The organism is Paenibacillus sp. J22R98, assembly GCF_059383835.1.
This window is the reverse complement of sequence record NZ_JBXENW010000004.1, coordinates 424645-447055: the sequence shown is the minus strand read 5'-3', so window position 1 is coordinate 447055 and position 22411 is coordinate 424645. Positions and strand designations below refer to the sequence as shown.

The 22411-nt window shown below is 50.2% G+C and carries 18 protein-coding genes; 13 read left to right on the top strand and 5 right to left on the bottom strand.

Features of this window, described 5'->3' with window-relative positions; translation table 11 throughout:
• The first annotated feature begins 164 nt into the window (after positions 1-164).
• Both AC50Y3_RS15285 and AC50Y3_RS15280 read left to right on the top strand, forming a co-directional pair.
• Positions 165-740, top strand: a complete 576-nt coding sequence (locus AC50Y3_RS15285; protein ID WP_494819574.1) for a metal-dependent hydrolase — start codon at positions 165-167, stop codon at positions 738-740.
• A 200-nt stretch (positions 741-940) separates the two neighbouring features.
• Positions 941-1297, top strand: coding sequence for a VOC family protein (locus AC50Y3_RS15280; RefSeq protein ID WP_494819573.1), 357 nt, complete (start codon positions 941-943; stop codon positions 1295-1297).
• Positions 1298-1388: 91 nt separating this feature from the next.
• Here AC50Y3_RS15280 and AC50Y3_RS15275 read toward each other — a convergent pair whose 3' ends face one another.
• The 5 genes from AC50Y3_RS15275 to AC50Y3_RS15255 all read right to left on the bottom strand — a co-directional run bounded on the left by AC50Y3_RS15275 (position 1389) and on the right by AC50Y3_RS15255 (position 5460).
• Complete coding sequence (locus AC50Y3_RS15275) at positions 1389-2018, bottom strand: YfbR-like 5'-deoxynucleotidase (RefSeq protein WP_494819572.1); 630 nt, start codon at positions 2016-2018, stop codon at positions 1389-1391.
• A gap of 161 nt (positions 2019-2179) precedes the next feature.
• The gene (locus tag AC50Y3_RS15270) at positions 2180-2953 is read right to left on the bottom strand and encodes a hydroxypyruvate isomerase family protein (protein ID WP_494819571.1); all 774 of its coding nucleotides are present in this window, start codon (positions 2951-2953) and stop codon (positions 2180-2182) included.
• 40 nt (positions 2954-2993) lie between these two features.
• On the bottom strand, positions 2994-3833 hold the full coding sequence (locus tag AC50Y3_RS15265) for a helix-turn-helix domain-containing protein (RefSeq protein WP_494819570.1): 840 nt from the start codon (positions 3831-3833) through the stop codon (positions 2994-2996).
• 26 nt (positions 3834-3859) lie between these two features.
• On the bottom strand, positions 3860-4924 hold the full coding sequence (locus tag AC50Y3_RS15260; RefSeq protein ID WP_494819569.1) for a zinc-dependent alcohol dehydrogenase: 1065 nt from the start codon (positions 4922-4924) through the stop codon (positions 3860-3862).
• 182 nt (positions 4925-5106) lie between these two features.
• Positions 5107-5460: a DoxX family protein gene (locus AC50Y3_RS15255; protein ID WP_494819568.1), complete on the bottom strand. Its 354-nt coding sequence runs from the start codon at positions 5458-5460 to the stop codon at positions 5107-5109.
• Positions 5461-5779: 319 nt separating this feature from the next.
• Between AC50Y3_RS15255 and katG the strand changes: the two genes are divergently transcribed.
• From katG to AC50Y3_RS15200, 11 genes are all read left to right on the top strand, one after another.
• A complete protein-coding gene (katG, locus tag AC50Y3_RS15250; protein ID WP_494819645.1) occupies positions 5780-7954 on the top strand; it encodes a catalase/peroxidase HPI in 2175 nt (724 codons plus the stop codon).
• A 233-nt stretch (positions 7955-8187) separates the two neighbouring features.
• Positions 8188-9531: a sensor histidine kinase gene (locus tag AC50Y3_RS15245; RefSeq protein WP_494819567.1), complete on the top strand. Its 1344-nt coding sequence runs from the start codon at positions 8188-8190 to the stop codon at positions 9529-9531.
• Positions 9532-9805: 274 nt separating this feature from the next.
• Positions 9806-12220 (top strand): RNA polymerase recycling motor HelD, encoded by a 2415-nt coding sequence (gene helD, locus AC50Y3_RS15240; protein WP_494819566.1) that lies wholly within the window; start codon positions 9806-9808, stop codon positions 12218-12220.
• 230 nt (positions 12221-12450) lie between these two features.
• On the top strand, positions 12451-13926 hold the full coding sequence (locus AC50Y3_RS15235; protein WP_494819565.1) for an S-layer homology domain-containing protein: 1476 nt from the start codon (positions 12451-12453) through the stop codon (positions 13924-13926).
• Between the two features lie 167 nt (positions 13927-14093).
• Entirely contained in the window at positions 14094-14456 is a 363-nt protein-coding gene (locus AC50Y3_RS15230; RefSeq protein WP_494819564.1) for a DUF1304 domain-containing protein, read from the top strand.
• A 222-nt stretch (positions 14457-14678) separates the two neighbouring features.
• Complete coding sequence (locus AC50Y3_RS15225; RefSeq protein WP_475783238.1) at positions 14679-15623, top strand: ABC transporter permease; 945 nt, start codon at positions 14679-14681, stop codon at positions 15621-15623.
• 14 nt (positions 15624-15637) lie between these two features.
• Positions 15638-16567, top strand: a complete 930-nt coding sequence (locus AC50Y3_RS15220) for a carbohydrate ABC transporter permease (protein WP_210663901.1) — start codon at positions 15638-15640, stop codon at positions 16565-16567.
• Between the two features lie 85 nt (positions 16568-16652).
• On the top strand, positions 16653-18167 hold the full coding sequence (locus AC50Y3_RS15215) for an ABC transporter substrate-binding protein (RefSeq protein WP_494819563.1): 1515 nt from the start codon (positions 16653-16655) through the stop codon (positions 18165-18167).
• Between the two features lie 160 nt (positions 18168-18327).
• Positions 18328-20088: a sensor histidine kinase gene (locus AC50Y3_RS15210; RefSeq protein WP_494819562.1), complete on the top strand. Its 1761-nt coding sequence runs from the start codon at positions 18328-18330 to the stop codon at positions 20086-20088.
• Positions 20063-20824: a response regulator transcription factor gene (locus tag AC50Y3_RS15205; RefSeq protein ID WP_494819561.1), complete on the top strand. Its 762-nt coding sequence runs from the start codon at positions 20063-20065 to the stop codon at positions 20822-20824. Before AC50Y3_RS15210 ends, AC50Y3_RS15205 begins: the two co-directional genes overlap by 26 nt.
• Before the next feature lie 7 nt (positions 20825-20831).
• Positions 20832-22355 (top strand): ABC transporter substrate-binding protein, encoded by a 1524-nt coding sequence (locus AC50Y3_RS15200; protein ID WP_494819560.1) that lies wholly within the window; start codon positions 20832-20834, stop codon positions 22353-22355.
• Positions 22356-22411: the final 56 nt, after the last annotated feature.

Sequence of the window (22411 nt, the reverse complement as noted above, 5' to 3'; positions counted from 1 at the left end):
TTGCGTTCACCAAATAGATAAATCAGCGAAATACTGGGTGCAAGGATACGCATCAGAAGTAGTTCACCATAATGTGTGATTTTCGGTGTTGACACGCTTGTAACCAATGGTTATATTATTACCAACGGTAAGTAACCAATGGTTTTGAGATGGGGAGTGAGATTATGTTTGCAGGACATTTCGGTTTGGCGGCAGGCATTAAGGCTAAGGCGCCGGAAATTCCGCTATGGGCTTTGATGGCAGGCACGCAGCTTCTGGACATTGCGTTCATTCCGATGCTGCTCAGCGGAGCAGAGACAATCGAAGAGACCCGTCCCGGAGGCGGCTACGGGGAAGCGATCATCCATGCGGATTATACGCATTCACTTGCCGGCGCATTGGTAATCGCGCTAATAGCGGGGCTTGCCGCATGGCTATTCTGGGGGAGACGGGCAAGCGGTATCCTCGCGGGAGTCGTATTCAGCCATTGGCTGCTCGATCTTGTCGTGCATCGCTCCGATATGCCTATTCTGCCGGGGAACGCTATGGATCTACCGCTCCTGGGGTTGGGTGCGTGGAAATCTCCGGGCTTATCCGCGTCACTGGAACTTGTCCTGATCGCGGGAGGATTATGGATGTACGCCCGGTCGGCGCTCGAGAAGGGGCGCGGCGGCGGTAGAGCGGCGGCGATTATCTCCATCTCGGTGCTCGGCTGCGTGCTCGGACTAGCTCTCGTCACGTCCGTGACAGGATGGTTCTAAGGAGGGACGATAAATGAGCTTTATTATCTATCTGTTTGTGTTCATGGCCTTATGCGGTTGGCTGGACGCCCGAATCATGAAAAAAGGTTGAGATCGTACATCATTTTTGGCGTAATATCGGATGATAACAGGAGAACCATTCGGGGCTTGTTATTCGTTATTAAAGGGCAATATTAATAATGGAAGGGTGGAAATAACCTATGATCAACGCGGCTCATATTATTTTGTATAGCACGGATGCGGAAGCGGATCGGGTCTTCATCCGAGACGTACTCGGATTGGCAGGCGTTGATGCCGGCGGCGGTTGGCTGATATTCAAACTTCCCCCTGCCGAGCTGGCTGTTCATCCGACAGATGGACCAACCAAGCAAGAATTCTATTTTATGTGCGATGATATCGAGAAAACGCTTATGGATTTATCCGCGAAGGGCGTTACGATTTCGGAGCCAATTCGTGAACAAGGCTGGGGCAGACTGGCTTCCATTAAGCTTCCAAGCGGCGCTGATCTTCCGATTTACCAGCCGCTCCATCCCGTAGCTTACGACCTGGAGAGCTGAGCCTTGAGTTCATACAAAAAGTTAAAGGCCTTCCTTCTATAAGGATGGCCTTAAAAAGTATCCGTTATTAAACACTGGGATTGACGCAGCGTTAGGCAGCCAATGCTTCCTTCGTGATCTGCTCGATGTCGATTTGAGAGCGGGCTCCTTCGCTTACAAGGTCCGGCAGAATGTGCTGCAGGAAATAATCGACGCAGTGCAGGCGGATGCCTTTGATCTTAATTAGCGCATGTCGGTACATGACAATAAATTCGTGCTCGGAATTCCCTTTCTGGAGCTCGGCGAACGCTTCATAGATTTGATCCATTTTATCGGCTACTTCGAGAATTTGTCCTTCCACGGAATCATCTTTCCCTTCTCGCAGTTGTCTGCGGAAGATTGCTTTGAATTCTTCAGGGATATGCTCCTCGATGAAATGGGCCACCATTCCTTCTTCAACTTGCTGTAACAAGGAGCGCAGCTCCATGGAGTAGTGCTTGACGGGCGTCTTGATATCGCCAATGAAAATTTCACCATAGTCGTGACTGCTGGTGATCTCGTAGAGCTTCTTCCAGTCAACAGCGACGCCATGGCTTTCTTCGATATCGGCCAGCGTTTTGGCATACTGGAGCACTTTCCACGAATGTTCGGCAACGCTATGTTCTTGGAATTTGAATTTGCCGGGACAACGAATGATTCGCTCCAAGTCGGTCAACGACTGGAAATACGCATGAATGCCCATAGGATCAGATTCCTTTCTTCGATAGAGTGTTGGTTTGCTGCCGTCGTAGGTCCAGTATAAAGGCGGATTGTTAGCGGATCATTAATTCGGAATTGGCAATCGATGGGCTGCGACAACCAAAAAGGACGGAGCTTCATAAGCTCCGTCCTTCCCGCGTCGCGTTACACTACTACCCGAGACAAGATCTCATCTTTAAACTGTTGAATAGCGGCATCCGTGTCGATCGTATAGCCGCATTCCAGGCCGACAAATCCGGAGAAGCCGGTATCTTGGATAGCCTTCAGGATGTTCACGTAATTCAGTTCACCGGTGCCCGGCTGTTTGCGGCCAGGGTTGTCTGCGATGTGATAATGATTGATCCGCTCCAGATAGCCGGTCGCGTTGCGGATGACGTTGCCTTCCGTAATCTGCTGATGGTAGACGTCGAACACGAGCTTCACGTTCGGGCTGCCAACTTGATCGACCACATCCACGGATTCGTCCGAGCGCTGCAAGAAATGGCCTTTATGATCGACGAGTCCATTAAGCGGCTCGAGCTCCAGGACGATGCCGGCTTTCTCGAGCATGGGTGCGCAGCGCTTCAGTGTCTCAACCATCGTCGCACGCTGAACGCCGCGAGGGACGCCATCTATTTCGTTGCCTGTCTGCGAAATGATGGACTTCACGTTCAGAGTCCGGCAAGCTTCGATTGTCTGCCTTACGCCTTCGATGTAAGCCTCCCGCTGCGATTCGTCGACTAAGCTGATGAAATGCGTGCACGTCGCGCTGATGCCGACGCCAATACGCTCTTGTTCCGCAGCAAACGACTTCAGGTCATCGCCCAGCTCCCACCACTTGTAGTATTCGAGGCCATGAAAGCCATGTTCCTTGATTTTCTCCAGATGATAGACGGCGTCTTTGCCTTGATAAGCCCCGATACACAATGAATATTTCATGCTGCCAATCCGCTCCCCTGAACATGTATGATTCATGCACTTACTTTGAAACCCGCCACTTGCGATTGAGCTCGCGAAATTGGGTCGGAGATATGCCAACGTAGGACTTGAATAGTCTCGTAAAGTTCTGTAATTCGCTATAGCCTAACCGCTGCGAAATTTCCGTCACGGACAGATCGGATGTCTCCAGCCATGTCTTCGCCTTCTGGATCCGCATTTCGCGTTGGACTTGGAGCGGGGACTTGCCGAATAGCTCCTTGAACCGGTTGCTTACATAAGTGGGATGCATGTGAAGCTCATCGGCCATCTGCTGCAGCGTGAGTGGTTCTTCGGGCGATTGTACGACGCGTGACAGCATATCCAGAAACACATCGGATTTGGCGACGTGCTTCTGGGCGTCTTTCTGACGGAGTGCGCTGTTCAAAATAATGTACAAGAGCTCGAGCGACTTCGCTCGCGTTAAGATCGAACGCGGCAAGGAGGGCATGCGGGCATCAGCCGAATCCATGAATTGCATGAACACGTTCTCGAAATACACGTGATCTTGCAGCTGAAACACGAAGGGGATGCGGAACATCTTCATGACGTCCATGACGCCCTCGATTTCAAAGGTGAAGTGCCACCAAAGAAACTCGGTTTGGTCGGAGGTCTCTTTATAATGATCGTGCGGCACGTTCGGTGGAATGAAGGCTACGGTCCCCGGTTCGAGCGCCATCTCTTGGCCATCGATTCGGAGCTTGGCGCTGCCCGACTTCAAGTACGACATGACGTAGAAAGGAAGCGTACGGTTCAGCGTCTTCATCTCGCTGCGGCGATGCACGTCGAATTGGACAATGAGCAGCTCGGCATGCCTTAAGAGATCGCTCAAACTATCGCTCATACCACTTCCCCTTTCCTTGTTGCGGATTAAAACGTGACGCCGAGCTTAATGCTTTGCTCCGGACTTTGATCAACGTATGTCTCATAGCCCTCCGCGGATTCCTCGAAAGGGATGACCGGGTAAATGATACTCTCGCAATTGATGCGGCCATTCGAGAGGATATCCCAGCATACGTCTTCGATGCGGCGCCAGCTCCAGCGCGGGTAGTCCGGGTTCGGCTCGCTGCACGCCCGGGAGAAGACGATTTTGGCATTGTTGAAATGCGCTTCGCGGCCCAGATCCAGCCCGCCTTTGAACGCTCTTGCCCAGCCGAGGAAAGCGATCGTGCCGCCGTAAGCTAGCCCGCGGAGCCCTTGCTGAAGCGCGAATTCGTTGGCGCTTGTCTCCAAGATGACATCGACGCCGAGCTTGCCGGTCGCCTTCTTAAGCTCAAGACCCACGTCATCCGTGGTGGGATCGAATGCCGCATCCGCACCGTTCTTAAGCGCGACTTCGCGCCGTCCCGCGATCGGATCGATAACGGCCACCCAGCTTGCGCCGGCCAGCTTCGCCAGCTGTGCAGCGATTTGGCCGATCGCGCCGAGGCCGAAGACTGCGACCCGGTCGCCAGCTCTAACGTGGGCGTCGCGAATGCCGCCAAGCGCAAACTGAGCGGGATCAAAGCACACCGCGTTTTTCCACGACATGCCCTCGGGCATTTTTTTCAAATAATAGTTGTTAACCGCGTTCACGATATGCGTTTCACGAATGCCGCCGTAGCAAGATACACGGTCGCCTACTTGATAGTCCGTTACTTCCGAACCCGCCTCTGTAATGACACCTACCCAGATGTTGCCGAGGTTCCAACGTCCGAACCCGCCGTCTGTATGGATGTCCTTTGGATCTCGCGGCAAGAACAGATTCCAACCTTCTTTATCATCGAAGTAATCAGCCGTATGCGGGCTTTCCCCGCGGAAGCCTGCAAGATCGGTGCCGTGCTTGGGCGAAGCGTGGTCGACGCGCACCTTCACTTCATTCGGCAAAATAGCACGATCCTCATAAGTAGTAATCGCCGCTTTACGCGGGGCGGACGCGATCAATTGTTTAGGCATGCTTCATCCTCCTGATTTGTAGATGATACTAATCACTTATGAATAAGAACATGATCGCATTGTTATCGCTTACAGTTCGATTATATAGCATGTTCTTCCATTAGCCGTTATCCAAAACCGATAGATACTTATCATTTCTACAGGTTTTCAGCAAATTAAAAAAACTCCCCAGATATGAGGAGCTAAAACCGCCCAATCGCAACAATTAAAGCCAGCGCGATGAACACGATGTTCACGCCGACTTCCCGATATTCCTTCCGCGCAATATGAAACAGGGCACCGCAGAGGACGACCGCGGCAAGAGCGGTTGCGGCAACCGGGGTTAAAACAGGTGCGATATCCAATGCTTGCGGCAGGATGAGTGCGACTGCACCGAGTAATTCTGCTACCCCGATAAAGGCTACGAAGGCCTGCGGAACGTCTTTGACCCAGCCCCAAGACGCCTTCGCTTTCTCAAACTGAAATGCCTTTAACCAGCCTGAATAAACGAAACCCAATGCTGCAATGCCTTGTACGATCCATAATGCGATGTTCATATTGATCTCTCCCCTGATTACGGATTGGCTGACTGCTATACGTATAATAGCCCCTGGGGTCGACGGTAGGAAGTAGGCACTTTTTTTAAACCTAGTATTTATAAGTGACCTTGATCGGGTAATGGGGGGAAGCGGGATTGTCCGTATTTGGCAGCTTTGGACATAGGGTTGTGAGGTGGGACATATAAATTAGGTAGAGTCTTGCCGTGATGAATGCTTGAAAAAAACAATTGATTTCTGCTGCGATTGGCTTTATAACTATAATTAGAATAATTATTATTTAGTACTAATTTTAGTTTTAGGGGTGATAACATTGAATATGGATAATGCTAACGCAGGGAAATGTCCGTTCAATCATGGAAGCGCTACTAGTCCGGTAGCTAGCGGAACGTCGAATAGAAACTGGTGGCCGAACCAATTGAATTTGAACATTCTTCATCAGCATGATCAGAAAACGAATCCGATGGGCGCAACTTTTAACTATGCAGAGGAATTCGCGAAGCTCGACTATCCCGCTCTCAAACAGGATCTGCGCGATCTGATGACAACGAGTCAGGAGTGGTGGCCGGCTGACTACGGACATTATGGCCCATTCTTTATCCGCATGGCTTGGCACTCGGCAGGTACGTATCGTACGGGTGACGGGCGCGGCGGGGCTGGAACCGGTACGCAGCGTTTTGCTCCTCTTAACAGCTGGCCCGATAACGGCAACCTGGATAAAGCGCGCCGATTGCTATGGCCGATTAAACAGAAATATGGCAATAAGATTTCATGGGCGGACTTGTTCATCCTAACGGGCAACGTTGCCATTGAATCTATGGGCGGCAAAACATTCGGTTTCGGCGGCGGCCGTGAGGACGTCTGGCATCCGGAAGAGGATATCTACTGGGGTGCTGAAACGGAATGGCTGGGCGACAACCGCTACAAAGGCGATCGTGAGCTGGATAACCCGTTAGCCGCTGTTCAAATGGGCCTTATTTATGTCAATCCAGAAGGCCCGAACGGCAAGCCGGACCCGCTTGCAAGCGCTCGCGACATTCGTGAGACGTTCAAACGGATGGGCATGGACGATGAAGAGACCGTCGCTCTCGTAGCGGGCGGGCATACCTTCGGAAAAGCACACGGCGCGGGAGATGCTGCGCTCGTGGGAGCGGAGCCGGAAGGCGCTTCTATTGAAGCGCAAGGCTTGGGCTGGTTGAGCACGCATGGCTCAGGCAAAGGCCGCGATACCATCACCAGCGGTATTGAAGGCGCTTGGACGGCGAACCCAACGCAATGGGACAATGGATTCTTCGAGCTGCTGCTCGGGTATGAATGGAAGCTTACGAAGAGCCCGGCAGGCGCGAATCAATGGACACCGGTAAACCCTGCAGAGGAGCATCTTGCACCGGACGCGGAAGATGCGTCGGTTCGTGTTCCGACGATCATGACCACCGCGGACATGGCGCTGCGCACAGATCCGGCATACGAGCAAATTTCTCGCCGCTACTACGAGAATCCGGAAGAGTTTGCGGATGCTTTTGCGCGCGCCTGGTTCAAACTTACGCACCGCGACATGGGGCCTCGTGCAAGATATCTAGGTCCGGAAGTGCCGGAAGAAGTACTGATCTGGCAGGATCCTGTACCGGCTGCTGAAACGGAGCTGACCGATGCTGAAGTAGAGGAACTGAAATTGAAGATCCTGAGCGCAGGACTTACGGTCGGCGAACTGGTATCGACAGCCTGGGCTTCGGCGAGTACATTCCGCGGCTCCGATATGCGCGGCGGCGCGAATGGCGCCCGGATCCGTCTTGCTCCACAGAAAGATTGGGAAGTGAACCAGCCGGAACAGCTGGCGAAGGTTATTTCTGCACTGGAAGCGATTCAGAGCGGTCTCGATAAGCAAGTAAGCTTGGCTGACTTAATCGTACTGGGTGGAAGCGCCGCAGTAGAGAAAGCCGCTCGTGATGCGGGCTTTGATGTGACGGTACCGTTCACCTCCGGACGCGGCGATGCAACGCAAGAGCAAACGGATGTAGAGAGCTTCGCGGTACTGGAGCCGGTTGCCGATGGGTTCCGTAACTACCAGAAGAAGCAGTACAGCATTAGCCCGGCCGAGCTTCTGGTGGATAAGGCGCATCTGCTGAACCTTACCGCGCCGGAAATGACGGTACTTGTGGGCGGCATGCGCGTGCTGGGCACCAACTTTGGAAATACCGAGCATGGCGTATTCACCGATCGTGAAGGCACGCTCACGAATGACTTCTTCGTGAACCTGCTTGATATGAGCCTACAGTGGAAGCCGGTGAACTCGGTCGTCTACGAAGGGCGTGACCGGAAGACAGGTGAGGTTGCGCGTACTGCGACAATCGTTGACCTCGTATTCGGCTCCAACTCCGTCCTGCGTGCCATTGCAGAGGTCTATGCGCAAGATGATAACAAAGAAAAGTTTGTGCGTGACTTCATCGCAGCTTGGGTGAAAGTGATGAATGCCGACCGTTACGATCTTGCATAAGGCGGGCTAAAGCAGGCAAAGCACTTATTGGATTCCTATAATAGAAAGTAAAGAGCGCCAACCTATTTAGGTGGCGCTCTTATTTTTTGCCTGGCTAGTATGCTATTATGGCAATAACTCCGGGTATTGTACCAACATCATCAGGCATCGAAAGTGGGTTCGTTTCAGATATGAATTTCATCCTCATGGCAGCGATGTCTTTAGTGCCGTTATTCCTAGGAATCGCCTGCAAAATGTTGTTTAAAACAAAACTAACGAACGCCATGTTAATCTTTATGGTTTTCATGTGTTTGTGGCAATTGGATGTAAGTGTGTTATACAGCCTCGATATACTGGACCAAACCAGCATACTGGTTCTGTTCAAGCTATTGCGAATCGGATCTATTATGCTTCCGGTGGCTTTCTTATATGTTGGCTACGTCACGCTAAAGTATCAAATTAAAGAGAACGTAAAGTGGATGAACTGGATTATCAATAAATACACGTTAGGCATTTATGGCATATGGTCTTTATTTATTTACGCGGTCAATTGGACGACCTATGGCGTAACGGGCTTGAAAACAATTGCCGCCAGTACGACAACCGTGCTCTATCCCGTATACGGGGAATGGGGCGCTTTGTTTGTCAATCATATCAAACTATTGATTATTAGTATTTTACTAACGCTCATTGCCAGCAGAAAAGTACCGGATAAATTTGTGAAAAGCTTTCTGACTGCATTTAGTCTGACGTTTCTGTTTACCTATATGATTGGCGTGCTCAACCTGCAGGCGGGAACCTTCATTTATTCAAGCCAAATTGCCGTTATGTTTTTCTCGATTCTGATCTTCTTTATTTTTGTCCGGCTGAGTACAAAGATTATTAGAGAAACGGCCCAAATCCTAAAGCGCAAAGAGAAAGAAGCGCAAGTGGAGATGAACACGTCCGGTTTAATCCATGAGATTGGAAATCCGCTAACCGTTGTGAATGGCTATTCAGCGCTATTAACACAGAACGAGCAGCTCGACCCAAGAGCGAAAGGGATGGTTAGCCAAATTACGATTGCCGGTTCCCATATGAGCAGCATTATTGCAAATTACGATCAATTTATTAAAAGCGGCAAAATTAATAGAGTAGACGCCGACATCATGGAAGTGGTGCAAGAATCGTTAGTGCTAACTTCAATTCGAATCCAAGAAAAGAACATTCAGATTGATTTGAACGAGCAGAAACGGATGGTCGTCAACATCGATAAAGATAAAATGAGACAAGTGTTTACGAATCTAATCAATAACAGTATCGAGGCCATGGAAGGCAAAGAGCGGAAAATCATTAAAATTACAATCTCGAGTAAAAATAATGACAGCACGATTATATTCTCGGATACGGGCTCGGGGATTGCCCGTGAGGAAAGGGATCGTATATTCACGCCATTCCATACGACGAAGGAAGCGGGCATGGGGCTCGGATTATCGATTTCGCAGCGAATTTTAAATTCACACGGTGGATATATTGAACTACTGAAAAGCGATGAGTCCGGAACGGAAATTAAAGTTTCCATTCCATTTGTTGATTATGATCAGTTCGTGACAGGCTAAGGCGCCGCAGCCCAGTATTGTTATATGGGGCGCTGGTAATGATAGTAAAAATAAAAAAACACCCCGGGAAAAATTCCCGGGGTGTTTTTCGTAAATACCAATTGTGCTCGAAAAACCAGCATGCTATAATGAAAGAATTCTCTGCGAATTTATGTATTAAGTCAAAGTTATTGCATCTTAATTATACCTTAATTTTAGCACAGGGGATTGCGGGTTGTCAAATGTTCTTTTGCTTCTCCAAATTTATATTTTTAAAAGGAGTGTGTTAAGAAGGATGATACACGCAAAGGAATGGGAGAACGAACAAGGGCGATTGGAACTGACGATGAATAAGCTCAAAGAAGCAATCGTTGAGCTGGAGCCTAAAGTGGATCAGTTGGGTCATCAAGCGGCGGACATCCGTAAGCGATTCTGGGAAGAAGTTACGGTAAATACGAGTACCCATGAAGATTTCGAAGAGACCTTCTTCACCATTCAGCAGCAGGCAGCCGTGTTATCCGAACGGGAGCGCAGCCACCGGCAGCTGCAGCAGAAATGGAATAGCGTGAAACGACTGCTGCAATCTCCGTATTTCGGGCGTATTGATTTTCAAGAGGCTGGTCAGGATCTGATCGAGCAGGTTTATATAGGTGTGTCCTCATTCGTAGAACCGGATGGCATGAATTTCTTGGTGTATGACTGGCGTACGCCAATTGCGAGTTTGTATTACGATTACTCTCCCGGCGAAGTTGCCTTTGAAACGCCAGGGGGCTCGATTACGGGAGCGATGACGCAGAAGCGGCAATACCAGATCCGTGACGGGCGGATTCAGAACTTGTTCGACTCCAGCATTACGATCGGCGACGAATTGCTGCAGCAGGTGCTCGGCAAGGGAGCGGATAATCAGATGAAGAGTATCGTGGCGACGATCCAGAAGGAGCAAAACGCCATCATACGTGACGATAAAAGCCGGATGCTCATTGTCCAAGGGGTGGCCGGAAGCGGAAAAACCTCTGCGGCCCTGCAGCGGGTGGCGTACTTACTGTACAAACATCGCGATAAGTTGACGGCCGATCAGATTGTCCTCTTCTCGCCTAATCCGATGTTTAACAGCTATGTATCCACGGTTCTTCCCGAGCTTGGCGAGGAGAACATGCAGCAGACGACCTTCCAAGAATATCTCGATTATTGGCTGGGATCGAAATTTCAACTGGAGGATCCGTTCGACCAGCTGGAGTATGTGCTTTCGGAAGCTTCGGCTCCCGGCTATGCGTCCCGCCTGAGCGGCATTCAATATAAGTCGTCGGAAATGTTCCTTCAAGCTCTCCACGGCTATGCGTTAAGGTTAGGGCAGAAAGGGATGCTGTTTAACAGTATTCGATTCCGCGATCGGGATTTAATTACCGGGGATCAAATCAAAGCGAAATTTTATAGTTACGACGTCTCGATTCGCCTGACCAATCGCATTGCATTGCTGCAGGAATGGTTAATGAAGGAACTGAACCGGTTGGAGAAAATAGAGCAGGCTGCTGCGTGGGTTCAGGAGGAACTGAACTATCTCGACAATGAGCAGTATGCGGAGGCTTTTAGTGAGCTGCATAAGGATCGCGGCGTGTTTGACTTTGCCGAGCAATATGCTGTGGTGCAAGAATTCGTAACGAAGAAGCGCCGTGGAGACGAGGCTGACTTTAACTTCGCCGAACAAGAGGAAGAGCTGCTCTGCCGCATGGTCGTGAAGGAGTCCTTCAAGCCGCTAAGACGGAGCGTCAAGAGTATGTCATTTATCGATGTGCTGGGCATATACACCCAATTGTTCCGCGAGCAGGCTGATTACCTTGAAATGACGAATACGGCCGAAGTCCCCGAGTATTGGCCGCAAATCTGTGAGCAGACGATGGAGAAGCTGAGTCGGTATGAGCTGTATTATGAAGATGCGACACCGTATTTGTATTTAAAAGAGCTCATCGAGGGTTCTCGGGTGAACACGTTGGTTCGGTATATCTTCATTGACGAAGGTCAAGATTACTCGATGTTCCAATATCAGTTTCTCAAGAACCTGTTCCCGCGTGCCCGCATGACGGTGCTTGGCGATTTCGGTCAGGCGATCTTCACGCAGGCAACGAATTTACATGCTGCCGAATCGCCGCTGCGCAGGCTTTACGGAGATGGCGAAACGAGCCGAATTCTGCTGTCCCGCAGTTACCGTTCAACGCGCGAAATTGTGGAGTTCACGAGGTCGCTGCTGCCGGGCGGAGAAGAGGGCATTGTGCCTTTCGAAAGGAGAGGAAACAAGCCTCTTCTTGTTCAGCTGGGCAGCGAGGAGGCAAGGTCGCTGCGAATTGCAGCTGATCTGGCAGCTCTTCAAGCGGAGGACTTCGGCTCCATTGCCATTATTACGAAGACAGCAGCCGAGAGCAGGGAAGCCTACGAGCGCCTTGCTTCGCTTGGCTGTCAGGGGCTGCGGCTTGTGACGAAGGAGACGCCTATCTTCGAGAAGGGCATTATGGTGATTCCTTCTTACCTCGCGAAGGGCGTGGAATTCGAAGCCGTGCTTATCTATGATGCTTCAGCCTCGGTGTACCATCGGGAAAGCGAGCGCAAGCTGTTCTATACGGCATGTACACGCGCCATGCACCGGCTTCTGATTTATACGACTGGAGAATGGACACCCTATATTCAGGCGTTGGACGCTTCTATGTATGAGGTGTAAGCGGGCTGGAACGGAAGAGGCGGTATGTCCAATTAATAAGCACAAAAGACACGGTATCCGGTTTGGGTGCCGTGTCTTTTTTATTTCCATTTTATTTAATTCCATTCTAGTTCAAAAGATACTCCATCTTTTGTAATCAATCTTTGTATTTAAGCTAAACAAAATAGGTCTATTTGCCGAAATAATTTCTAGAATAATTTACTAATTATTATTAAAAGGAGCGTTTGTTAATGAAAAAGAAGGTTTCGAAATGGCTGCTTCTTCCACTTGGAATAAGCTTGCTTGTGCCGGGTGTAGCTGCTCATGCAGCAGAGAGTCCAGCTCCAAAGACGTCGAAAGATTTTACGGATTTGGCGGGATTGGATGCAGCTCTCCAGGCTAAAATCGACGCGTTATTGGCTAAAGGTATATTTGATGGTGTTGGTAATGATACCTTTGGAATCGATCAGAACATGACGCGGGCGCAATTCGCCAAAGTGTTGACTAAAATTTATAATATCCCGGTTGATAACAGTGTCCATACTTCGTCTTTTAGTGACGTGGGCGGGGACAATGGTACGAACGGGTGGGCTATTCCCTTTATTGAAGCAGCGAAGAAAGCCGGAATACTCGAGGGAATGGGAGACAACACCTTCTCTCCCGCCGGTAATGCGACCTTGGGGCAATTAGCTACAGGTTTAGTGAAAGGTTTAGGTCTACCTGTAAGCACAACCGGTACACCTTGGTATGCGGATGCCATTAGCAAAGCAGTGGCCAATAAGATCCTTCCGGCAGGAAGCAATGGAAAGGACCTCGCTACCCGTTCTGATCTAGTAGTAGGTGCATTTGGCGGACAGCAAGCTTTTGAAGTGATTAAGAAAGCGGCTGAAGAAGCGAATAAGCCAACAACACCAACGTCACCAACGCCGTCCGGCGATACGACCGCACCGAGCATCACCGCAGCTACAGTTAACGGCAGGGACGTAACGGTATCCGGTGGCGCGACAGGTACAATTAGCTTTAAGAGCAGTGCATATCTGACAGCGGGAACGCTTAGCGTAAGCGAAGCTTCGACATTGTCCATCACTGCAATTGAAGGCATTACGCTGTCTGATTACCCGTCCTTATCGTTCACGCAGTCGCTCACTTCCGGTTCGAACACGCTTGATCTGATTAGCAAGCTTGGCGTGCTCGATTCCCAACATGACGGTGTATCCGTGTCGCTGCTCAGTCAGCTGGATACGAACCATGATGGACTAGTCATTACTGGTACACTCCGCGATGGTTCAAGCAACTCCCGCACTGTTCAATTAACAATTAAAGCAGACGATACTGCGCCGAGTTTGACAGCAGCTACTGTCAACGGTAATCCTGTAACTATCGCGAGCAGCAATGGCAATATCACGATACTCGGCGGTTACCTGACTTCGGGTACAATCACATCGGACGAAGACGCTACATTGACAGTCACTTCCGTTCAAAACGTAAACTTGGCGAGCTATCCGTCGCTGAACTTCTCGCAGCAGCTCACCGGAGGAACTGAGGCATCCTTGAATCTGATCACGCGCCTGGGCAGCTTGGATCAACAAGGTGACGGGGTATCCGTCAGCTATTTGAAGCTTCTCGCCGGCGATCCGAATCAACTGGTTGTATCGGGTACATTAACAGACGCTGCGGGCAATTCCCGTACCGTTACGCTCACGTTCACTTGGAACGTAGTCGCTTAATTTATTTGATGATGCAGAAAGAGCGCGCACCTTTTTAGGTGGCGCTCTTTTCATGTTGCACGGGAAGTGTAACGGGCCGTGGCTTCTTGCAATTTAAAGCTTGTTCCCCAGTGCGGTAAGATGTATATATAGGGTATAAACGCCATAAGGGCTGAGGAGAGATTGCAATGACAATTATAGCTGCTGTACTGGTCGCACTTGTCGCCGTGGAGCACATTTATATCTTAATCCTGGAGATGTTTATGTGGACTACATCTAGAGCAATGAAGGCATTCGGTACAACGAAGGTGTTCGCGGAAGCATCGAAATCCCTGGCCGCCAACCAAGGGCTGTACAACGGATTTTTGGCGGCGGGTCTGTTCTGGGGTTTGTTCCATCCCGATGCCGCGGTAGGTCACCAAATCCAACTTTTCTTTCTCTGCTGCGTACTCGTTGCCGCTATCTATGGAGGCATAACGGCCAAGAAATCCATCTTACTTATACAAGGGTTACCTGCAGCTGCAGCGCTGGTGTTCGTGCTCATGTCTTAAGTTAGCTAGTCTTACCAAAATATGAAGAAGCTTTCAATCCGCAGCATCGCGACGGTTGAAGGCTTTTTTTATTTTGGCACATTCCCCCCAAAAACTAACGTTTGTTGACTGCGGTCTCATGTTTGTTGTCTGGAATGGGGCCTCCAATATTCTATACAATGACATCAGTTAGTTTGAAAGCGCGTTCACGCTGAACATGAACAAACGGAAGGAGTGGCTAACATGGACATGAAAAGCGGGCGTAAACGCTTACGAACACGCTGGCGCACGCAGGATACGGAACTGACGTTTCTGGCTCTGCCGACGACCATTTGGTATATCTTGTTTTGTTTCTTGCCGATGTTCGGTCTCATTATTGCCTTTAAAGATTTCAAGATACACGGTGGCTTTCTCAGCAACGTCATAAACAGTGATTGGTCCGGTTTCAAAAACTTTGAGTTTCTGTTCAAGTCGAACGATGCTTGGGTCGTGATGCGCAATACGCTGGGATACAATTTGATATTCATCATCCTGAGCATTGCGGTACCCGTCACTTTGGCGCTCATGATCGGTCAACTGCACAGCAGCAAGGCCGGCAAAATCTATCAAACGATGATGTTCTTGCCTTATTTCTTATCTTGGGTCGTTGTATCCGCCATTGTTTGGGCGTTTCTAAGCTTCGATAAAGGGATCGCCAATCAATTCCTGGCGGACCTCGGCAAGGATCCCGTGAACTGGTATATGGAGCCTAAATATTGGCCGTACTTCCTCGTTTTCATGAATGTGTGGAAGGGTCTGGGCTACGGCATGGTTGTCTACTTGGCCACGATCACCGGCATTGACAGCACGTATTATGAGGCCGCCGTAATCGATGGAGCATCCAAATGGCAGCAAGCGCGATTTATTACTTTGCCGCTTATGAAGCTTGTTATCGTGATGATGTTCATTCTGGCTGTAGGGCGAATCTTCTATACGGATTTCGGATTGTTCTTCCAGGTACCGCGGGATTCCAACTCGCTCTTCAATGTAGCGACTACCATCGACGTTCTCGTCTATAAGCAGCTTAAGACCGCTACGGTAGGTATGGCTTCTGCTTCCGCTTTCGTACAATCCGTGATGGGTTGTGTGACCATTCTGATTGCCAACTGGGTCGTTCGTCGTGTAGACCGAGAGAGCGCAATGATGTAAAGGAGGAGCGGGAAATGAAAACAAGAGTGAAATATGAAAGCGGTCTCGACAAGTTTAACCGAATCGGGACCGCCACTAACATAAGTTTCAATTTGATTTTTATTGTATTGGCGCTGGTTTGCCTCGTGCCTGTCCTAGTGGTGCTGTCCGTATCGCTGGCCAGCGAGGATTCCATCCGCAACGATGGTTATCATCTCATTCCGACCGCTTTTTCCGGAGAGGCTTATCACTATATCGTGAAGCAAGGGAAGATGATTAGTCAGGCGCTCGGCATCTCCGTGCTCGTTACCGTCGTCGGTACGGTGCTTGGCGTGATGCTTACGACTTCGATGGGGTATGTTCTTTCGAGGCCGAATTACAAGCTTAACGGGCTGTTGACTTGGATCGTATTTATCCCGATGGTGTTCAACGGAGGTTTGGTATCCAGTTACTATATCAACTCGAATTTGCTGGGCCTGAAAGATACGGTGTGGGCGCTCATTCTGCCCTTGGCCGTCTCCTCCTTCAACGTTATTATTTGCAAAACGTTCTTCAGAAGCACCATTCCGGACGCTCTGATTGAATCCGCCGAGATCGACGGCTCGAGCCAGCTGCGCATCTTCTTCTCCATCGTGCTGCCGATTTCGCTGCCGGTTCTGGCCACCATCGGATTGTTCCTGTGCTTCTCTTATTGGAACGATTGGTTCCAATCCATGCTGTACATCAACAATCAGAACTTGTACTCGCTGCAAGCGCTGCTGAACAGCTTGATGAGTAACGTAGACGCCCTGGCGAAGAATGCTTCCAGCATGGGCATCAGCTATGCGGAGCTTGTCGCCACCATGCCTAAGGAATCCGCGCGCATGGCCGTGGCCATCGTCATTGTGGTTCCCGTGGCCGTTGCCTATCCGTTTTTCCAGAAATATTTTATTTCCGGTCTGACCGTAGGCGCCGTTAAAGGCTAATAAGGCAATAAACCTGGATTGCTCCGGTTTATTATATCCACCATTCCGGTGGGCAAGAGAAAGATATCAAAAGGAGGAAATGGGTATGAAAAAGACAAAGAAGCAATTGCTTGCAATCGGGGCCGCGGCGGTCTTGACTACAACCGCACTAGCGGGCTGCGGAAACTCGAATTCCAATTCCGAGTCGAGTAACAACACGCCTTCTAACACAGCTACAAACACACAAACGGAGGCCAACAAACCTGCTGAATCAGGGGAAGTGCCTACACTGGTATGGTGGACAATTGGTGGACAAACGCCTGCCAATTTCGACAAAGCGCTCGATGCGATGAACGAATACACGGCTGAGAAAATCGGTGTGAAGGTCGACATCAAGGTAGCAAGCTGGGGCGACTGGGATACGAAAATCAACACAATCGTAAACACCGGCGAACCGTTCGATATTATGTTTACGAACAACAGCAAGTACAGTCAGCAAGTTAACTTAGGTGCATTTGCCGATCTGACCGATTCCGTACAGAGCGATTCGGCTGATCTCTACAAGCTCATCCCTGAGAAAGTTTGGGATGGAACGAAGATCGGCGGCAAAATTTATGCCGTGCCGACGTATAAGGACTCTTCTTTGACTCAATACTGGGTGTTCGACGATAAGTATGTACAGAAATATAAAATCGACGGCGCCAGCATCAAGACGTTGAAAGATCTCGACAAACCTTTCCATGACATGAAGGCCGGTGAAGGCAAAAGCTTCTACCCGCTGTCACTCACGCAAGGCGACGGATTTAACGGATTCTTCAACGGCTACGATGATATGACGCTGGGTCTTCCGCCAATCGGCGTTAAAGTTGACGATGCTTCCCGCAAAGTTGTCTCCGTGCTCGAGCAGCCGGACGTTATGGAAGGTCTGAAGCAGCTGCACGCATGGTACAAGGACGGCATCATCAATCCGGATGCACCAACGAAGACGGAAGCGGACAAGGCGCGTCCATTCTTCGCGGCCCAGGCATTCCCGGGTGCGGAAGCAGGCTGGCAGATCACAGAGGGCGTTGCGAAGTACGACATGTTCCAAATCTTCGGCCCAATTTACACAACGAGCACGATCCAAGGCTCTCTGAATGCCATTTCGGCCAACTCCAAATACAAAGCAGAAGCTTTGAAATATTTGCAATTGGTGAATACAGATCCAAAGCTGCGCAACATGCTGGCGTTTGGTGAGCTGGGCGTCGACTACGACAACGTAGACGGCGAGAAAGTGGTTGAGCGTAAAACAGATACTTGGCCGCTGGCTGCCTATACACAAGGTACGTTCTTCGACCTGGCTGTAACCAAAGGCGCTCCTGTTGATCAATGGGATCAAGTACGCAAACTGAACGATCAAGCAACTTCGTCCACGAACCTGGGCTTTGCTCTGGACATCAGCAAGCTTGGCACGGAAGTGTCCAACACGAAAGCGGTATGGGACAAATATCGTTATGAGCTGATGACGGGTGCTTCCGATCCTGAAGTGATGGTACCGAAGATCGTGGCGGAATTAAAAGCTGCCGGACTGGATGCCATTACGGCTGCCGCGCAAGAACAAATCGACAGCTACTTCAAATAAGCCACAGCAAGTAATCTATGGTAAAAGGCATACAGAAAACCCGAACGGAGATAGCCGTTCGGGTTTTCTGCCACGAAATACCTGATTGCTTTTCAAGGCAACAACGTTATAAGGTTGAGAGTAGGGTACGACAAAAGCCTACTTGCAAAGGAGATGCCGCATGCTTTCATTTATGCAAATTAAGATCTATCGCGGCAAATTCATTGCATATGCGGTGTTTGTGGTGTTCATTGGCCTGACGATCGGCGCGCTCACTTGCGCGGTACTGCTGGATCAATGGGTGAAAAATGCTCAAAATGAAGCGGATGGCGCGTTTACCCGCGTGGAAAACACCCTTCAAAATGATGCCGACCGAATCGAAGCCTTCATGCAGCGGGTTTATTCCAATAGCGGGCTGGTATCGGATGTGCGCAGCTTCTTAGGAAATACCGCAGAAGGTTATCTAACGAGCAGGCTGCAGAACAGCCATTATAATCGACCGCTCGTCTCCTTTCCCGAGGATATTAAGTCCTTTCTGAGCAACGGGGGAAAGGGCGACATCACTCAAATTAGCCTGCATACCGCACTAGAGGGCAATGTGGTGAGCTTCGACAGCAACGGCAATACGAGTTTTCAATTCCGTCTGCCCAATACGGACCCGATGTTCCGCGAGACCATCCAAAGAGGGTTTGTCTATCATAAGAAGCTTTCCGATCCGAACCAGATCGCTCGCCAGCTGGGCGAATTCCGCTTCTTGGTCAGCAGCAACCGCATATTTAAGACGGTGCAGAACTATCATCTGAGCGAGGCTGCGGCAGTCAGCGCATCCGGAGACGTCTACCAGATCGCCGGCAGCGGCCGAAACACAGAGGAGCTCGTTCGCAGAATCGTGGCGGACGGACGCAGCCATGGTTTTCTGAAGACGGGATTTGCAGATGCGGTGTACTTCATATCCTTCAATTCCACGGAGTTCGATTATCGGTTTGTCAGTATAGTAGATATGGCGCCGCTGATTCGGCAGAAAGCAAGCGTATTGCTCATTGTGTTTCTGATCGTGCTCGTTGCGATGATCAGCGTATTGCTGCTCATCGTTTATAATCTGCGCGAGGATGCGAACTTCCTGCGGCGGATTATTCTGTCCATCGGACGCGCGAAGACGGCGGACTTTACGCTCGTTAACCCGGCGCGTTACCGAAGGAACGAATATGGTATGATTGCACGAGAATTGGACGATATGATCCAACAGCTCGATCGACATATCCAAACGAATTATTTGCTCAAGCTTAAGCAGCAAGAAACCGAAATGAAAGCGCTTCAGCATCAAATCAATCCGCATTTTCTCTATAATACGCTCGAGGTTATCCGTTCTTCTGCACTAATGAATCGTGCGGACCACACCTCCGATGCTATCGCCACTTTGGGGGCGCTGTACCGGGATATTGTGAAGAACGAGAATATCATTCCGCTCGGCAGCGAGCTAAACTTGCTTCAGAAGTATTTGAAAATCATGGAATTTAAATACCCGGAGCGTTTCTATTATCAGCTTAATGTGGAACCGCCGCTATTAGCTTTACCTACCGTGAAATTCTGGCTGCAGCCGCTGGCAGAAAACTTCTTCATCCATGGCTTCAACCCCGAGAGCGAGTTCAACCTGCTAATCGTGAATGGCTGGGAGGAAGAGGAGCGTTTCGTGCTGGAGATCATGGACAATGGCAACAAGATCCCGGAGGAGCGTTTGGCTGAAATCCGAAATAAGCTCGCCAGAGGCGATGACGCCGAGACGGACCATATTGGCTTACGTAACGTGTATACAAGACTGCACTTCTTCTATGGGGTTGGATTCTCGATGACTATCGACAACAATGAGGAAGCCGGCGTTAAAATATGTGTATTCCTATCCAAGGAGGCTACTTTCGATGTACAAGCTACTGATCGTAGATGACGAGCCGCAGATTCTGGAGGGCGTGAAACGAACGCTGGATTGGGAGAAGTACGGCTTTGGCCAAATAGAGACAAGCGAAACGTATGAAGGCGCAATCTCGAAAGCAGTGGATTTCTTACCTGACCTGGCTATTTTCGATGTATGCATCGGCAAACAGCGTGGTTATGATGCGATCCACAAGCTCAATGAACTGCGTCTTCCTTCAAAATATATTATGATGAGCGGCTATGGCGAATTTCAGTATGCACTGGAGGCCATCCGCTGCGGCGCGAAGGATTATCTGCTCAAACCTGTCGACCGTACGAAGCTGCAGCAATTGGTCGAGAAGATTATTGTAGAGGACCTGCACGGAACGATCGAAGGGTCGGATCGCGACGATCTGGATATCGATCCCGTGCTCGGCGTGCGCTATGATAGCTTGTCCAAGCTGACGAATCGTATCCTGTTGATCGTCAAGGCGGAGTATGCGCAGAACCTGAATTTGAAATCGGTTGCAGAACGTTTTCGCATGAATGGCACGTATCTGGGGCAGCTGTTTCTTAAGGAGACGCAGAAGAAGTTCTCGGAGTATCTGATGGCCTATCGGATGCTTCGCGCCCAGGAGCGCATTCAGTCTACGGACGAGAAAATTGTCAGCATCGCGCTTTCTGTCGGATATCCGAACCTGAACTATTTCTACTCCCATTTTCACGCTTATTTCGACAAATCTCCGTCGGATTTGCGCAGAAAGGAATAGTGCCGCGATGCGCCGACAACAACGGAATCCAAGTCGCTACGTTGCAACCTTTGTGCTCGTCATCATGCTGACGCTTCTTGTATCCGGCTGTTTCTCCACATCCGGCAATGGCAAGAATGCGGCATTACCCGGTAACACGGTGAATTTGATTTATTACACAATCGGCGATCCGGATGCGGACCTTCAGATGGTCAACGATAAGATCAACGAAGTGCTGGCCAAGAAAATCGGCGTTACGATCACCTATATTAAGGTGGGCTGGCAGGAGTATGAAGATCGGCTGAATACGCTCGTGTCTGCAGGCACGCCGTTTGATATTGCTTTTGCGCCCGAATACACGACCTATGCGCAGCGCGGCGCATGGCTGAAGCTGAATGATTATTTATCAAATGTGGGTAAGGATATGTATGATGCCATTGATTCGAAATTCTGGCAAGGCGTGCGGATGGATGACGGCAGCATCTACGGCGTGCCGACCAATAAGGAATTAGCGGTGCGGGACCAGTGGATGTACCCGGATGCGCTGGTGAAGAAGTACAACATTGATATTTCCAAATACACCACGCTGGCTTCTCTTGAACCGTTGTTCCAGATGATCAAGGAGAAGGAGCCCGACTATCAGCCGATGGAGCTCGACAAGGACTCACAGAACTTCTTTGCCTTAGACGGCTATGAATACGTATCGGAGAAGACGCTGCCGCTAATGGTGCGCGTGCTGGATCCCAGCTCCCCGGTTGTGAATATTTTCGAAACGAAGGAAGCCCGGAACGTGCTCGATATTCTTCGGCGTTATTATGTGAAGGGGTATATCAATGAAGATGCCGCCATGCGCGAGAGCCAAGGGTTGAAGCGGGGCGTCAAGGTATTCTGGAAAGAGGCCGGAGGCGGACCGCTGTCCGAGAATAGCTGGAGCAAGGATCGGGGTTACAAGCTTGTGGCTTACCCGGTAACACCGGCGCTGATCACAACGGAGTCCATGCGCGGCGGAGTCATGGCCGTAAGTAGGGATACGAAACATCCCGTCGAGAGCGTGAAATTTCTCAATCTGCTGAACACGGATCCCGAGGTGCGCAACCTGTTTAACTTCGGCATTGAAGGTGTCCACTACACGCTGGATAGCAACGGCCAAGTCGTACCGAAGCCTCCCGAGGACAGCGACGGTACGCCGATTCCGGGCGCGCAGCCAAGCTATGGAGGCGTGCAGTACACCCAGGGCAATTGGTTTATTTTGAAAACGATGGGCGGGGAATACCCGGATCCCTTGGATAAATGGAGTCAGTTCCGCGCCAGCAACAAGGAAGCCGTCAATTCGAGCACGCTCGGCTTTACCCCGGATTTGTCCCGCGTGCCGATTCAAGTGCAGAACATCCAGATGGTGTGGGAAAAGTACTTTCCCAGCCTGATGACCGGCAGTGTGAACGTGGATGCGGTGCTGCCCAAATTCAATCAGGAGCTTCGGCAAGCAGGAATTGAGGAGGTACGGTTGGAAGTGCAAAGGCAGCTTGATGCGTGGAGAGCTGCCCATTCCTAGCCCGAATATAAGGTGTTGATTCTGATTTTGAGATTGTTTATACTTCAGGAAGAGCA